The organism is Geobacillus sp., assembly GCF_017515625.1.
GTDB lineage: Bacteria > Bacillota > Bacilli > Bacillales > Anoxybacillaceae > Geobacillus > Geobacillus stearothermophilus.
The window spans coordinates 1-14644 of record NZ_JAFWFM010000107.1 but is presented as its reverse complement, the minus strand read 5'-3'; the positions used below and the strand labels follow the sequence as shown (position 1 = coordinate 14644).

At 55.8% G+C, this 14644-nt stretch carries 15 protein-coding genes; all 15 read left to right on the top strand.

Translation table 11 applies throughout. The features are described 5' to 3' along the window. Positions 1–504: 504 nt before the first annotated feature. The 15 genes from rho (at position 505) to upp (ending at position 14236) form a co-directional block, all read left to right on the top strand. A complete protein-coding gene (gene rho / locus IKE44_RS06670) occupies positions 505–1779 on the top strand; it encodes a transcription termination factor Rho (RefSeq protein ID WP_049626037.1) in 1275 nt (424 codons plus the stop codon). A 255-nt stretch (positions 1780–2034) separates the two neighbouring features. Beyond that, on the top strand, positions 2035–2235 hold the full coding sequence (gene rpmE, locus IKE44_RS06665; RefSeq protein WP_008880715.1) for a 50S ribosomal protein L31: 201 nt from the start codon (positions 2035–2037) through the stop codon (positions 2233–2235). Between the two features lie 158 nt (positions 2236–2393). After that, a complete protein-coding gene (locus tag IKE44_RS06660; protein ID WP_053532732.1) occupies positions 2394–3017 on the top strand; it encodes a thymidine kinase in 624 nt (207 codons plus the stop codon). Positions 3018–3071: 54 nt separating this feature from the next. Continuing rightward, positions 3072–3512, top strand: a complete 441-nt coding sequence (locus tag IKE44_RS06655) for a hypothetical protein (RefSeq protein ID WP_055358517.1) — start codon at positions 3072–3074, stop codon at positions 3510–3512. A 94-nt stretch (positions 3513–3606) separates the two neighbouring features. Continuing rightward, positions 3607–4683 carry a peptide chain release factor 1 gene (gene prfA, locus IKE44_RS06650; RefSeq protein WP_033008402.1) on the top strand — a complete coding sequence of 359 codons (1077 nt, stop codon included), beginning with the start codon at positions 3607–3609 and terminating at the stop codon, positions 4681–4683. After that, positions 4673–5545: a peptide chain release factor N(5)-glutamine methyltransferase gene (prmC, locus tag IKE44_RS06645; RefSeq protein WP_033017325.1), complete on the top strand. Its 873-nt coding sequence runs from the start codon at positions 4673–4675 to the stop codon at positions 5543–5545. The genes prfA and prmC overlap by 11 nt, the downstream gene beginning before the upstream one ends. Positions 5546–5575: 30 nt before the next feature. Further along, positions 5576–6463, top strand: a complete 888-nt coding sequence (spoIIR, locus tag IKE44_RS06640) for a stage II sporulation protein R (RefSeq protein WP_033017324.1) — start codon at positions 5576–5578, stop codon at positions 6461–6463. 129 nt (positions 6464–6592) lie between these two features. Further along, positions 6593–7654, top strand: a complete 1062-nt coding sequence (locus IKE44_RS06635) for an L-threonylcarbamoyladenylate synthase (protein WP_044745375.1) — start codon at positions 6593–6595, stop codon at positions 7652–7654. A gap of 335 nt (positions 7655–7989) precedes the next feature. Next, positions 7990–8541, top strand: a complete 552-nt coding sequence (locus IKE44_RS06630; protein WP_033017319.1) for a manganese efflux pump MntP — start codon at positions 7990–7992, stop codon at positions 8539–8541. 118 nt (positions 8542–8659) lie between these two features. Continuing rightward, the gene (locus IKE44_RS06625) at positions 8660–9106 is read left to right on the top strand and encodes a low molecular weight protein arginine phosphatase (protein ID WP_049626040.1); all 447 of its coding nucleotides are present in this window, start codon (positions 8660–8662) and stop codon (positions 9104–9106) included. 25 nt (positions 9107–9131) lie between these two features. Beyond that, positions 9132–10421, top strand: coding sequence for a methyl-accepting chemotaxis protein (locus IKE44_RS06620; RefSeq protein WP_063330114.1), 1290 nt, complete (start codon positions 9132–9134; stop codon positions 10419–10421). 95 nt (positions 10422–10516) lie between these two features. After that, positions 10517–10963: a ribose 5-phosphate isomerase B gene (gene rpiB, locus IKE44_RS06615; RefSeq protein ID WP_025949616.1), complete on the top strand. Its 447-nt coding sequence runs from the start codon at positions 10517–10519 to the stop codon at positions 10961–10963. Between the two features lie 583 nt (positions 10964–11546). Further along, positions 11547–12125 (top strand): TIGR01440 family protein, encoded by a 579-nt coding sequence (locus IKE44_RS06610; protein ID WP_049626042.1) that lies wholly within the window; start codon positions 11547–11549, stop codon positions 12123–12125. 91 nt (positions 12126–12216) lie between these two features. After that, positions 12217–13455, top strand: coding sequence for a serine hydroxymethyltransferase (glyA, locus tag IKE44_RS06605; protein WP_287465390.1), 1239 nt, complete (start codon positions 12217–12219; stop codon positions 13453–13455). A gap of 151 nt (positions 13456–13606) precedes the next feature. Next, positions 13607–14236, top strand: a complete 630-nt coding sequence (gene upp / locus IKE44_RS06600; protein WP_033017312.1) for a uracil phosphoribosyltransferase — start codon at positions 13607–13609, stop codon at positions 14234–14236. Positions 14237–14644: the final 408 nt, after the last annotated feature.

The following is a 14644-nucleotide window of genomic DNA, read 5'->3' as shown; positions in this document are numbered from 1 at the left end:
TTCATCCTATTTCGCGCAGGAGACTCCCACTTCAACGACCAAAGGGAGTAAGTGGGAGAGGAATGCGCGTTCCCCCTTTCTTTTGTGTATGATAGAATAAAGGCGTGGAGAAAACCGTTCAATAAAGGCACTCCAATCACGGCTACTCGATGTATGGAGTTGGTTACAGAAAACGTTGTAACCGTAAAACATCGAGCGTAGGTCCGTCTGTTGTGTGTGGAAGCCAAGTACTGCCAACAGACACACCGAGAGAATCGGTAACGATGCAGGCATGACCTGCGTCGTTGGATAGTCGTCAACCTGCCCCCTGATGCAACCCCAAGTCAAGGAAGGAGGACGAAGTCCGTTTGCACTTCTGGGGAGTTGCAAGCCCCCACTTCAAGCGTTAGCGAAGTGGGGGTAGTTGACTATCTTCTTATACGAAATGAGATCCCTTCGCCTGTCGAACGATGCCCGAACAAACACGATGGGAGAATAGGAAACTTTGCAAAGTGTGGTGTCAAAATGGAATTAACGTTAGCGGCTTTAGAAAACATGAAGCTCAAAGAGCTGTATGAGCTCGCCAAGCAATACAAAATTTCTTATTACAGCAAGTTGACGAAAAAAGAGCTTATTTTTGCCATTTTGAAAGCACGTGCCGAACAAGACGGCCTCTCGTTCATGGAAGGCGTTCTCGAAATCATTCCGTCGGAAGGATTCGGTTTTTTGCGTCCGGTCGGCTATTCCCCGAGCTCGGAAGACATTTACATTTCCGCTTCCCAAATCCGTCGTTTTGATCTGCGCAATGGAGACAAAGTATCCGGCAAGGTGCGGCCGCCGAAAGAGAACGAACGCTACTTCGGCTTGCTTCATGTCGAAGCGGTCAACGGCGAAGACCCGGAAACCGCCAAGGAACGCGTCCACTTTCCGGCGTTGACACCGCTTTATCCGAACCGGCAAATGAAGCTCGAAACGACCCCGGACAAGCTGTCGACCCGCATCATCGACTTGATCGCGCCGGTCGGCTTCGGCCAGCGCGGATTGATTGTCGCGCCGCCAAAAGCTGGGAAAACGATGCTGCTGAAAGAAATCGCCAACAGCATTACGACGAACCATCCAGATGTCGAGTTGATCGTCTTGCTCATTGACGAGCGGCCGGAAGAAGTGACCGACATTGAGCGGTCGGTGCAAGGAGAAGTCGTCAGCTCGACGTTTGACGAGGTGCCGGAAAACCATATCCGGGTGTCTGAACTCGTCCTGGAGCGGGCGATGCGGCTTGTTGAACATAAGCGCGATGTCGTCATTTTGATGGACAGCATCACGCGCCTCGCCCGCGCGTACAACCTGGTCATTCCGCCGAGCGGGCGCACGCTCTCGGGCGGGATCGATCCGGCGGCGTTTCATCGGCCGAAGCGCTTTTTCGGCGCGGCGCGCAACATTGAAGAAGGCGGCAGCTTGACGATTTTGGCGACCGCCCTCATCGACACCGGGTCACGAATGGATGACGTCATTTACGAAGAGTTCAAGGGGACGGGCAACATGGAGCTCCATCTCGACCGCTCGCTCGCCGAGCGCCGCATTTTCCCGGCCATCGACATTCGCCGCTCCGGGACGCGCAAAGAGGAGCTGCTCATCCCGAAAGAACATTTAGAAAAACTGTGGGCGATTCGCAAAACGATGGCCGACTCGCCGGATTTTATCGAGCGGTTTTTGAACAAACTGCGCCGCACAAAATCAAACGAAGAGTTTTTCGCACTGCTTGAGCAAGAATGGAGAAACGGCGGCCCGCTTCGCCTATAACAAGCTGGTGGAATTTGTCGGGAATCGCCCGTTGCAAATGAGCGGAAAAGCTGTTATAATCTTAACATGTGTGTTTGGACCATCATCGATGTGTTCATACGATGAACCGTCTGCACCGGCCGGGCCGCTTCCGCGAAGCCCCGGCCGTTCCATGCGCGGCGCCCGGCCAAACCGGGAGAAGTCTTGGCTTGGCTGAGCCCGCGCGAACGAATAACTCTGTTTCGATGAGATACAGGGCGGAAGGAGATGAAAACGATGAAACAAGGGATCCATCCAGCGTACAAAAAAGTAATCGTCCGCTGCGCATGCGGAAACGAGTTCGAAAGCGGTTCGGTCAAAGACGAACTGCGCGTTGAGATTTGCTCGGAATGCCATCCGTTCTTCACGGGCAAACAAAAATTCGTTTCGGCAGCGGGCCGCGTCGATAAATTCAATAAAAAATACGGCCTTAAGTAATCAAGGACGGACGAAAGCAGGCAAGCGGTGCGCTTGCCTGCTTTTTCGTGAAACTAGATGGACGGCCCCTGTCGCCAGGGCGCCCCGGCCGTTTTGGCCTGGCCTGGCAGGGGCGCTCATCGTTTCGATGACAGTGTGGAGCGAAAGGAGAGGGCCCGATGTACGTGATGACGCAGTCCGGCTGGCTCGAAGTCATTTGCGGCAGCATGTTTTCCGGCAAATCGGAAGAGCTGATCCGCCGCATCCGCCGCGCTCAGTTTGCCAAACAGGAAGTGAAGGTATTCAAACCAACGATCGACAACCGTTACCGCGAAGATGCCGTCGTGTCGCATAACGGCAATTCGGTGATCGCCATTCCGGTCGCGACGCCTGCGGAAATGTTTCGTTACATTTCCGCCGCCACCGATGTCGTCGCCATCGATGAAGTGCAATTTTTTTCTGATGACATTATCGACGTCGTCCAAACGCTCGCCAACCGCGGCTATCGCGTCATCGCCGCCGGGTTGGATCAAGATTTCCGCGGCGAACCGTTTGGGCCGGTGCCAGCGCTGATGGCGATCGCCGAGTCGGTGACGAAGCTGCAAGCGGTATGCACGGTGTGCGGCTCCCCGGCCAGCCGGACGCAGCGGCTCATTAACGGGGTGCCTGCCTCTTATGATGATCCGGTCATTTTGGTCGGCGCCAGCGAAGCGTACGAACCGCGCTGCCGCCATCACCATGAAGTGCCGGGCAAACCGAACAAATGGTACGGCCGCCCGCTTTCCGAACGGGCAGGCGAATGAAGGCGTACATATTCTTGCCTGTTGCGGACATCCTAACAGCAGGGAGGAGAAATGATGAAACGCATCTGGCTGTTAGGGGTTGTTTTGCTTCTTTCTGCCTGCTCGCTCAACCCAGATCACCCGTCCTACCGTCAGCAAAGCGAAGACAAAAACGGCACGCGGCTGATGACGGATGGACGGCCGAAAATCGATGCCGACCGCGACTTGTACAACAACTTTGACGATCCGGAAAAAACGCGGCAAAATCCGAACTTCATCAGTTTGACCGAAGGAAGCGAAAATCAGCGCGCCGATACGCGCAAAGCAATGCAGCTGATCGAGCGGCGCACCGACTATCGCCCCGTTTCCGTTTGGTTTCACGGCGGCAATATGTATGTCACCGTCGATGTGCCGGATGAGTTGTCTGCTGCAGAGCGGCGGCGCGAGGCGAGCCGCATCGACAAATTGTTGACAAAAGCGATTCCGACATACGAAATTGTTGTGCGCTTGAACTAAAAGCTCCCGCTTGCGAACAGCGGGAGTTTTTGTTTGGCCTTTTTTCATGATATAATTTGAAATTAGACTGTGTGGAAAAACAGAGGTGAGTGATGTGTTTGACCGGTTGGAAGCTGTCGAACAACGGTATGAGAAGCTGAATGAACTTTTAATGGATCCGGAAGTCATCAATGATCCGAAAAAACTGCGCGATTATTCGAAAGAGCAGGCTGATTTGGCGGAAACGGTGCAAACGTACCGTGAATACAAATCGGTTCGCGACCAACTCGCGGAAGCGAAGGCGATGCTTGAGGAAAAGCTCGATCCGGAGCTGCGGGAGATGGTGAAAGAGGAAATTGACGAGCTGGAAGAACGGGAAGAGGCGCTTGTTGAAAAGCTGAAAGTGCTGCTTTTGCCGAAAGACCCGAACGATGAGAAAAACGTCATTATGGAAATCCGCGCGGCCGCCGGCGGTGAAGAGGCAGCGCTGTTTGCCGGCGACCTGTACCGGATGTATACGCGCTATGCGGAATCGCAAGGGTGGAAGACGGAAGTGATCGAAGCGAGCCCGACCGGCCTCGGCGGCTATAAAGAAATCATTTTTATGGTCAACGGAAAAGGCGCATATTCGAAGCTCAAGTTTGAAAACGGCGCGCATCGCGTCCAGCGCGTCCCGGAAACGGAGTCAGGCGGGCGCATCCATACGTCGACGGCGACGGTCGCCTGCCTGCCGGAGATGGAAGAAATCGAAGTCGAAATCAATGAAAAAGACATTCGCGTCGACACGTTCGCCTCAAGCGGACCGGGTGGGCAAAGCGTCAACACGACAATGTCGGCCGTGCGCCTCACCCATATTCCGACCGGCATTGTTGTCACGTGCCAAGACGAAAAATCGCAAATCAAAAACAAAGAAAAAGCGATGAAAGTATTGCGTGCCCGCATTTATGACAAGTACCAGCAAGAAGCGCGCGCCGAATATGACCAAACGCGCAAGCAGGCAGTCGGCACCGGCGACCGTTCCGAGCGCATCCGGACGTACAACTTCCCGCAAAACCGCGTCACGGACCACCGCATCGGATTGACGATCCAAAAGCTCGATCAAGTGCTCGATGGCCACCTCGACGAAATTATCGAGGCGCTCATTTTGGACGATCAGGCGAAAAAATTGGAGCAAGCGAACGATGCGTCGTAACGTCCACGAAGTCCTCGCCTGGGCTTCTTCTTTTTTGCGCGCCCATGGAAAAGAAGAACGGGCGGCGGAGTGGCTGCTGTGCCATCATTTGGCCGTCGATCGGGCCGGGCTGTTCGCCCGCTGGCGGGAGCCGGTTGAGGAAGCGTTGTACGAACGGTTTGCGGCCGATGTGCGTCGCCATGCGATGGAGCATGTGCCGATTCAATATTTGATTGGCTATGAATGGTTTTATGGACGGCCGTTTCTCGTCAACCGCCACGTGTTGATCCCGCGTCCGGAAACGGAAGAGCTTGTGCTCGGGGTGCTCGAGCGCCTTCCCCGCCTGTTTGCCGGCCGCCGACGGATCGATGTCGTTGATGTCGGCACCGGTAGCGGGGCGATCGCCATCACGCTGGCGCTTGAAAACGAGCGGCTGTCCGTGACCGCTACCGACATTTCCAAAGAAGCGCTCGCTGTCGCCAAGGAAAACGCCGAACGGCTTGGCGCGCGCGTCGCATTTCGATGCGGCGATTTGCTGCAGCCGTTTATACAAGGCGGACAGACGGTTGATGTTGTCGTGTCCAACCCGCCGTACATCCCGGAGATGGATGCGGCGGTCCTTTCGCCTGTCGTAAAAGAGCATGAGCCGCATACGGCGCTGTTTGGCGGCCGCGATGGGCTTGACTTTTACCGCCGCTTTGCCCGCGAGCTCCCGCTTGTGCTCGGTGTCCCTTCGCTCGCGGCATTTGAAATCGGCGCCGGGCAGGGAAAAGCGGTGGCGGCGCTCTTGGCTGCAGCGTTTCCAGATGCTGAGATTGAGGTCGCCGTTGATTTGAACGGCAAAGAGCGGATGGTATATATGACAAGAAAAAAATTAGATTGATAGGTTTAAAATGAAGCGGCGCCGTCCACAATGGAAGATGAAAGGACGGTGCCGATCATGGTGATCAAGGGACATTCGCTCGCGATTTGTTTATATATCACTCTATTAATCACAGGTGTGCTCATTAACTTGTACGGCCAGCAGACGAACGCCGGGGCAAACGCCGTTGTCGCCATTCCCGATGAGGCGATTCGCCTGCGCATCTTGGCGAACAGTGACGCCGACAAAGATCAACAGCTAAAGCGAAAAGTGCGCGATGCGGTCAATGCGCAAATCAACGGCTGGGTGGCGGAGCTTACGTCGGTGGACGAAGCGAAGCGCGTCATCCGCTCGCACTTGCCGGAGATCGAGCAAACAGTCGCCCGCGTGCTTCGCGAAGAGCAAAGCAGCCAGTCGTACCATGTGCAGTTTGGCTCAGTTCAGTTTCCGACGAAAGTGTACGGCAATTATGTGTATCCAGCCGGCACGTATGATGCCCTTCTCATTACGCTCGGGGAAGGAAAAGGGGCAAACTGGTGGTGCGTCTTGTTTCCACCGCTTTGTTTTCTCGATTTTTCCAACGGCGATGCGGTCATGATGGCGGCGAACCGATCGCCCGCCGGAACGAATGAACCGGTGTCGGCTGAGAGCGTCCGGTCAATGGAAGCCGGGTCGACGCAAAACAGCGAGGCCGCCGAAGCGGAAGCTGAGGCGATGCGAAGCGGCGAGCAGGCCATCGAGCAGGACGAACCGAAAGAGGAGAGGGATGCGATGGCGGAAACCGAAGATCGCGCCGCTTCGTCCATCCATGCGGATGGCGAGAAGGACAAAGGGGACACGGATGATCAAGAATCGTCCTTCGTCGTCATGGCCGAGCCGGAACAGCCGGTGGAAGTCAAATTTTTCTTCAAAGAATGGCTCAGCCATCTCATTCCATAAGCATCTATCCACAAAGTTATCCACAAAAATAACAAGTTTATTCACAATTTGTGTATAACTGTGGAAAGAAATCGGGCGGCGATCTGACGCTTGTAAAAAAATCCGCCATTTTCAAGATGAATCACGGCGATGGAGAAGGTGAAACGAGTGAAAACACGTGTTTGGATTGTGGATAATATTGTTGATAAACAGCAAGTTTATCCACAAATACGAGAGGCGGCCGAATGGCTGCGGGCGGGGGAAGTAGTCGCGTTTCCGACCGAAACGGTGTACGGTTTAGGAGCGGATGCCGCCAATACGGCGGCAGTGGAGAAAATTTTTGAAGCCAAAGGGCGGCCAAGCGACAACCCGCTCATCGTCCACGTCGCCAGTCGTGCGCAAGCGGAGGCGGTCGCCACGCCGCTTCCGCCAGTGGCTGAGACGTTAATGGAGCGGTTTTGGCCGGGGCCGCTCACCCTCGTTTTGCCGAAACGAGCGGGGGCCGTGTCCGAGCGAGTGACGGCCGGGCTGCCGACGGTGGCGGTGCGCATGCCGGACCATCCGCTCGCCCTCGCCTTGATTGAAGCGAGCGGTCTGGCGCTTGCCGCTCCAAGCGCGAACCGCTCCGGCAGGCCGAGCCCGACGACAGCCGCGCATGTGCTCGCGGACTTAAACGGGCGAATCGCTGGGGTGATTGACGGCGGTCCGACGGGCATTGGCGTGGAATCGACCGTGCTCGACTGCAGCGGGGACGTGCCGGTGATTTTGCGTCCGGGCGGGGTGACAAAAGAAATGTTAAGCGAAGTGATTGGTCATGTCGCCGAGGCGGCCGGCGGCGGGGACGAACAGGCAGCGCCGAAAGCGCCCGGCATGAAATATACGCATTATGCCCCGAAAGCGCCGCTTTGGATTGTCGCCGGCCCACCGGCGTTTTTGCAGCAGCTCGTGGACGAAAGCCGGGCGGAAGGGAAAACGGTCGGCGTGTTGACGACCGAGGAAAACAAGGACCGGTATGCGGCCGATGTCGTGCTGCCGTGCGGAACGCGCCGCGAGCTGACGACCGTCGCCCATCGCCTGTACGACACGCTGCGTCGGTTTGATGAAACGAATGTCGATCTCATTTACAGCGAGGCATTTCCGGAAGAAGGCCTCGGCGCGGCGATTATGAACCGGCTGCGCAAAGCGGCCGGGGGGCGCGTGATCAGCGGCTAGATGATGGATGACGCGGCCGGCAGGCGAGAAAAAGCGACGCCGCCGGGCTGAACCGGCAACAAAACGGAGACGGTTTGGGGCGGTCTATCTTTCATCCGCGCGGCTCGCAACAAAATGGAGACGGTTTTCAAGGGCGGTTGCAACGGCCTTTGGAAATCGTCGTTTTTTTGTCCATCGCTGCTTTGCCGGGCTGCGGCCGTTCCGTGGGCGTGCAGGGCGGGACAACGCCGTCATTCGCCTTTGGGTTGGCAGGAAGCGGCTGGGCCACGCGCCGCTTCTAAAGAGCTCCGGACGCGCATATGCTAGCAGTAAGGCCAGTCCGGGAGGGAAGAGAAATGGGCGCGTTAATCGGCGAGATCATCGCCTTGTCGCTGATGGCGCTGGCGTTAGGGATGGATGCTTTTTCGGTTGCCCTAGGGATGGGGCTGCTGCGCCTTCGGCTCCGGCAAATTTTTTATATCGGGGTGACGATCGGGTTATTTCATATTGTAATGCCGCTAATCGGCATGTTGGTCGGCCGTTTGTTGTCGCGCGAGTTTGGAAGCATCGCGACATATGCGGGCGGGGTGCTGTTGCTATGGCTGGGCGCGCAGATGATTATGGCTTCGTTCCAGCGGGAGGACGGGTCGCAACTATTTCCGCACGGCGCCGGGCTGCTTTTTTTTGCGTTCAGCGTCAGCCTCGACAGCTTTTCCGTCGGGCTGAGCCTCGGCATTTTCGGAGCGCGGACGATGGTGACGATTTTGCTGTTTGGCCTGTTCAGCACGGTGCTGACATGGCTTGGGCTCTTTGTCGGCCGCCATTTTCAACAATGGCTCGGCTCGTACAGCGAAGCGCTCGGCGGCAGCATTTTGCTCGCGTTCGGGCTGAAGCTGCTTTTTTCTTAACAAACGGGGCGGACCGGTTTTTTCTTCCCAGTCGGAGAAAAAGCGGGATGCCTGCTTTTTTTTGCTCTTTTCCCTATGGTATATTGATGGTAAGTCATTGATGTGAAGAGGTGGTTGTATGCCATATCGCATTTTGTTCGTTTGCACGGGCAATACATGCCGGAGCCCGATGGCCGCTGCGCTGCTGGAGAATAAGCAGCTGCCAGGCGTCGAGGTGAAATCGGCTGGCGTGTTTGCGTCGGAAGGGAGCGAGGCGTCGGTTCATGCCAAGATGGTGTTGAAGGAAAAAGGAATCGAAGCGGCCCACCGCTCCTCGCAGCTGAAAAAAGAGCATATCGACTGGGCGACGCACGTGCTGGCGATGACATCCGGCCATAAAGACATGATCGTCGAGCGTTTCCCAGAAGCGAAGGACAAAACGTTTACGTTGAAGCAGTTCGTCTCGGGAACAGACGGCGACATCGCCGATCCGTTCGGCGGGCCGATTGAAGTGTACCGGGCGGCGCGCGATGAGCTGGAGACGCTCATTGACCGCTTGGCGGAAAAGTTGCAAACAGAACAATGAGGTAAAGAAGTGAGGGGAAACACAAATGGGGGGGACAAGTCGTAAGTTCAGTTTGCGCCTGAAGCTCATCGTTTTTACGACAGCGTTGGCGCTGATCACGTATTCAACGAGCGCCTTTTTCTTGTACGTTTTGTATGATCAGTGGTTCGCCTCATGGAACAAAAGCGTGTTCACGATGATCGTGCTGCTCCTTGGCATCTTTTGGTCCGGAGTGCTTGCCTATTTGGCCGCTGGCTGGATTACAAGGCCGCTGCAACGGCTCGAGGAAGCGGCGGCAAAGGCGACAGAAGGGCATATCGATGAGGATGTTCCGCTGCCCTCTTCCCATGATGAAATCCGCTCGCTGGCTGTCGCGTTCAACCGGATGCTCGGCCATTTGCGCGCCGTCGTCGCCAATGTGGAAGAGAGCGCAGCGCGCACGACGGAAAAGACAGCGGAAATGAGGCAGGCGTCCGAAACAGCGTCAAGCCGTGCACGCGATATTGCAGCGACGATTGACGACATTTCCAAAGGGGCGGCGTCTTCGGCCGAGGCGATCCAAGAAGCGGCTGCGGCGGCCGAGGATGTGCTTGCTATCGCCGTGCAAGTCAAAGAAACAGCCGAGCGAGCGGAACAGTCGGTATATGGGATGGCCGAAACGTTGAAGGCAAGCCGCGATATCACCGATTCGCTCATTAGCGGCATCGATCAGCTGGCTGACGATCAAGAACGGTCGCGGGCGGCTGTCAAGCAGCTCGAAGCACACGCCAATCAAATCGGCAACATTACGTTGCTTGTCGCGGACATCGCCGAACAGACGAACTTGCTTGCGCTCAATGCTTCCATTGAGGCAGCCCGTGCCGGCGAGCACGGCCGGGGGTTTGCTGTTGTCGCCGAGGAAGTGCGCAAGCTGGCGGATGAGAGCGCCAAGGCGGTCAAGAAAATCGCGGAACTGGTCGGCAACATTCAAAATGAAGTCGCCCGTGTGGTGGCGCAAATGGACAAGCAGGTGGCTGCTGCCAACGCTGAGGCGGCGAAAGGGGAGCGCACGAATGAGGCCATTGCGGCCATGGCGGCCTCAGCTGATGAAGTGATCCGCGCCGTCCATGACATCGCTGAGCTGGCGAAGCGTCAAATGGGGCATATGGAGCGGGCCGCGGCGCAAACGCAAGAAGTGGCGGCGATTGCTGAGCAGACGTCCGCCGGCGCGCTCGAAGTGGCGGCGGCGACCGAGGAGCAGGCTGCATCGATCAACGATGTGCATCAACTGGCTGGCGAGTTGGTGGAACAGGCCGAACAATTGCAGGCGGCTGTTGCCCGGTTTCGCACCCGTTGATGTACAGGCAAATATGATTTGTCGAAAGGAGGAAGGGCGATTCCTCCCTGGCTTTCGCTATCACGGCGAAGCCTAGGGTTCCTCGTCCGAATGTGATGAAAGTTGCGATTGCTTCTGACCATGGTGGAGTTCGCATTCGTGAGGAAATTAAAGCGCTGTTGGATGAAATGGGAATCGAGTACACCGATTTCGGCTGCGATTGTGAAACATCGGTCGATTATCCGGATTACGCGCTCCCTGTCGCGGAAAAAGTGGCGCGCGGCGAATTTGACCGCGGCATTTTGATTTGCGGCACCGGCATCGGCATGACGATTGCCGCCAACAAAGTGAAAGGGGTGCGCTGCGCCCTTTGCCACGACGTCTACAGCGCCAAGCTGACGCGCATGCATAATGACAGCAACATTCTCGCGATGGGGGAGCGCGTCATCGGCCCCGGCCTGGCGCGCGAAATCGCCAAGGCATGGCTTGAGACCGAATTTGAAGGCGGACGCCATGCGCGGCGAATCGGCAAAATCGCCGACTATGAAAACAAGCATTTGTAGGCAGAACCAGGGCCGCATCGGAGCGGATGTGGCCTGTGGGCCATAAGCGAAAGGTGTGGGCGTCTAGCTTCATGAGGGCAGCAGCGCAAAGGCTGGGAATCCGGCGATGTTCACAACAAACGCCGTTCATCTTTCGCGAATCATTGGTGAAAATACTATATAATAGATGCAATTTAAAGCTTTAACATTTTTCGTTTTGACCGATCATTTCATCCAACTGTCGAGTGACCGAACAACACCGCTTAAAGACCCATGAATGGGTCTTTAAGCGAGTCGTGGTTCGGTCTTCCGTCACGCCTTAGCGTGACGGAGGCAAGCCTACGGCTTGCCTTCGACAGTCAAAAATGGATGAGCCACTTTTCCGTCAAGGATATGTTAAACGATTTCGTTGCATCTATAGAGAAGGCCATTGAAAAACAGCCGTTTTTTGAAATGGATGATTCTAAAGTGAAGGAAGAGCAGCATGTATAAGGTTTCTCCATTTGAAAAGCAACGTGATGGAGCCACATTTTCCGTTATATCACTAGACTTCTAGTGTTCGTCAAGGATCGTGTGGGGCACACCGTGCGAAGGAGGGAAAGGAATGGACGCACGATTGACCGAATGGCGGGAGCAATGGCAAGCCATCTTGCATGAGTTTCGCAAACAGGCTCCGCTTGGCCGCGGCGATGTCGTTGTGATCGGCTGCAGTACGAGCGAGGTACTTGGCGAGCGGATCGGCACGGCTGGATCGATGGACGTTGCCGCCATGCTGTTTGCCGAGCTTGACGCGTGGCGGCGCGAAACCGGCATTGCGCTCGCGTTTCAATGTTGTGAACATTTAAATCGGGCGCTTGTTGTCGAACGGGAAACCGCCAAAACTCACGGGCTGGAGATCGTTTCGGTCGTTCCAGTGCCGAAAGCGGGTGGGGCGATGGCCGCCTACGCCTATCGAAAGTTCGCTGACCCGGTCGTTGTCGAGGCGATTCGCGCCGATGCCGGCATTGACATCGGCCATACGCTCATCGGTATGCATTTGAAGCCGGTTGCCGTTCCCGTGCGCGTTTCGGTGAAGCACATTGGATCGGCGTGCGTGACGCTGGCGAAGACGCGGCCAAAGCTGATCGGTGGCGCCCGCGCCGTCTATACGTTAGAAAACCCGAACAATTTCTGTTCTTTCTAACAATTTCATTCATTTTCCTTTGAACTTGCCTAGCTGAAGCTGATAAAATAAAAATGAATATTCACTGATTTCGCATAAGGGGGAGCTATTGATGAACTACTTGCCACAACAAGATCCGCAAGTGTTCGCGGCCATTGAGCAAGAGTGGAAACGGCAGCATGCCAAGATTGAGCTCATCGCCTCGGAAAACTTTGTCAGCCGCGCGGTGATGGAAGCGCAAGGATCGGTGCTGACGAACAAATACGCGGAAGGCTATCCGGGCCGCCGCTATTATGGCGGCTGCGAGTACGTCGACATCGTCGAAGAGTTGGCGCGCGAGCGGGCGAAGCAATTGTTCGGGGCGGAGCATGCGAACGTCCAGCCGCATTCGGGGGCGCAGGCGAACATGGCCGTTTATTTCACCGTTCTTGAGCACGGCGACACGGTGCTTGGCATGAATTTGTCGCACGGCGGCCATTTGACGCACGGCAGTCCAGTCAACTTCAGCGGTGTGCAATACAACTTTGTCGCATACGGCGTCGACCCGGAAACCCATGTCATCGATTATGACGACGTGCGCGAGAAAGCGCGCTTTCATCGGCCGAAGCTGATCGTCGCCGGCGCGAGCGCCTATCCGCGCATTATCGATTTCGCCAAATTCCGGGAAATCGCTGATGAAGTCGGCGCCTATTTAATGGTTGACATGGCCCATATTGCCGGTCTTGTTGCGGCAGGTCTCCATCCGAACCCGGTGCCGTACGCCCATTTCGTTACGACGACGACGCATAAAACGTTGCGCGGTCCGCGCGGCGGGATGATTTTATGCCAGGAGCAGTTCGCCAAACAGATCGACAAAGCCATTTTCCCTGGCATTCAAGGCGGGCCGCTGATGCATGTCATTGCCGCCAAGGCGGTGGCGTTCGGCGAAGCGTTGCAGGACGACTTTAAAGCGTACGCGAAGCGCGTTGTCGATAACGCCAAACGACTTGCCTCCGCCCTGCAAAACGAAGGGTTCACCCTCGTATCCGGCGGCACGGACAACCATTTATTGCTTGTCGATTTGCGCCCGCAGCAGCTGACCGGAAAAACGGCGGAAAAAGTGTTGGATGAAGTTGGCATTACAGTGAATAAAAACACCATTCCGTACGATCCGGAAAGCCCGTTTGTCACGAGCGGCATTCGCATCGGCACGGCTGCGGTGACGACGCGCGGCTTCGGATTGGAAGAGATGGACGAAATCGCCGCGATCATCGGCCTTGTGCTGAAAAACGTCGGCAGCGAACAAGCGCTTGAGGAAGCGCGCCAACGCGTCGCCGCTTTGACGGAAAAGTTTCCGCTCTATCAAGACTAAGCGCCGCCGCTTCGTCCGAAACCGTACGGTGCACCGCCTCCGGATTTGGCGGTGCGCCTTTTTCCGTTCGTTCGGCAGTTGAATAGGCGCTCGTTTTCCAGTAGAATGTATAGAAGTGTAGTGCATACATACGGAAGAGGAGAGTTGACCCATGGGAAAAGTGTACGTCTTTGATCATCCGCTCATCCAGCATAAATTGACCTACATTCGCGACAAGAATACGGGCACGAAAGAATTTCGCGAGCTTGTCGACGAAGTGGCGACGTTGATGGCGTTTGAAATTACACGTGATCTGCCGCTTGAGGAAGTCGAGATCGAAACCCCCGTCAGCAAAGCGAAAGCGAAAGTAATTGCCGGCAAAAAGCTCGGCGTCATCCCGATTTTGCGCGCCGGCATCGGCATGGTTGACGGCATCCTGAAGCTCATCCCGGCGGCGAAAGTCGGCCATATCGGCTTGTATCGCGATCCGGAAACGTTAAAGCCGGTCGAATATTACGTCAAGCTGCCGAGCGATGTCGAAGAGCGCGATTTTATCATCGTCGACCCGATGCTCGCAACCGGCGGATCAGCGGTGGCGGCGATCGATGCGCTGAAAAAGCGGGGTGCGAAAAGCATTAAATTTATGTGCCTGATCGCGGCGCCGGAAGGAGTCAAAGCGGTGGAAACCGCGCACCCGGATGTGGACATTTACATCGCTGCCCTTGATGAGCGGTTGAACGACCACGGCTATATTGTCCCTGGTCTTGGCGACGCCGGCGATCGGCTGTTTGGCACGAAATAACCCGAAGCAGGCCGTTGCCCGTACGGTCGAAAGAGGGGGCCGTGTCCATACCCATCAAGTTAAGAATTTTGGTCTTTGTGCATCGTCAAAAACACGGTATCCTTTCTAACGAACACTCCACGTTAGAAAGGATTTTTTTCATGGAAAAACAAATGAAAGCATGGATTCAAACCATTCGTCAACTCTTTTCTCCCGAAGAATGAACCCGTCTCGCACAGAAAACAGGCTTTATCCGGCGGCAGCGTTCGTTAACGGCGGAAGCCTTTCTGACTCTCTGTGCATGGGGATGTTTCAAGCTCGGATGTATTGGCATCAAAAGGAAGACATTGAAATCAGTGAACGGAAAGCGCTCGATCTTCTCCAATCGTATTGGCACCAGTTGCTTTTGCGTTCGCATATGGCGGAAAT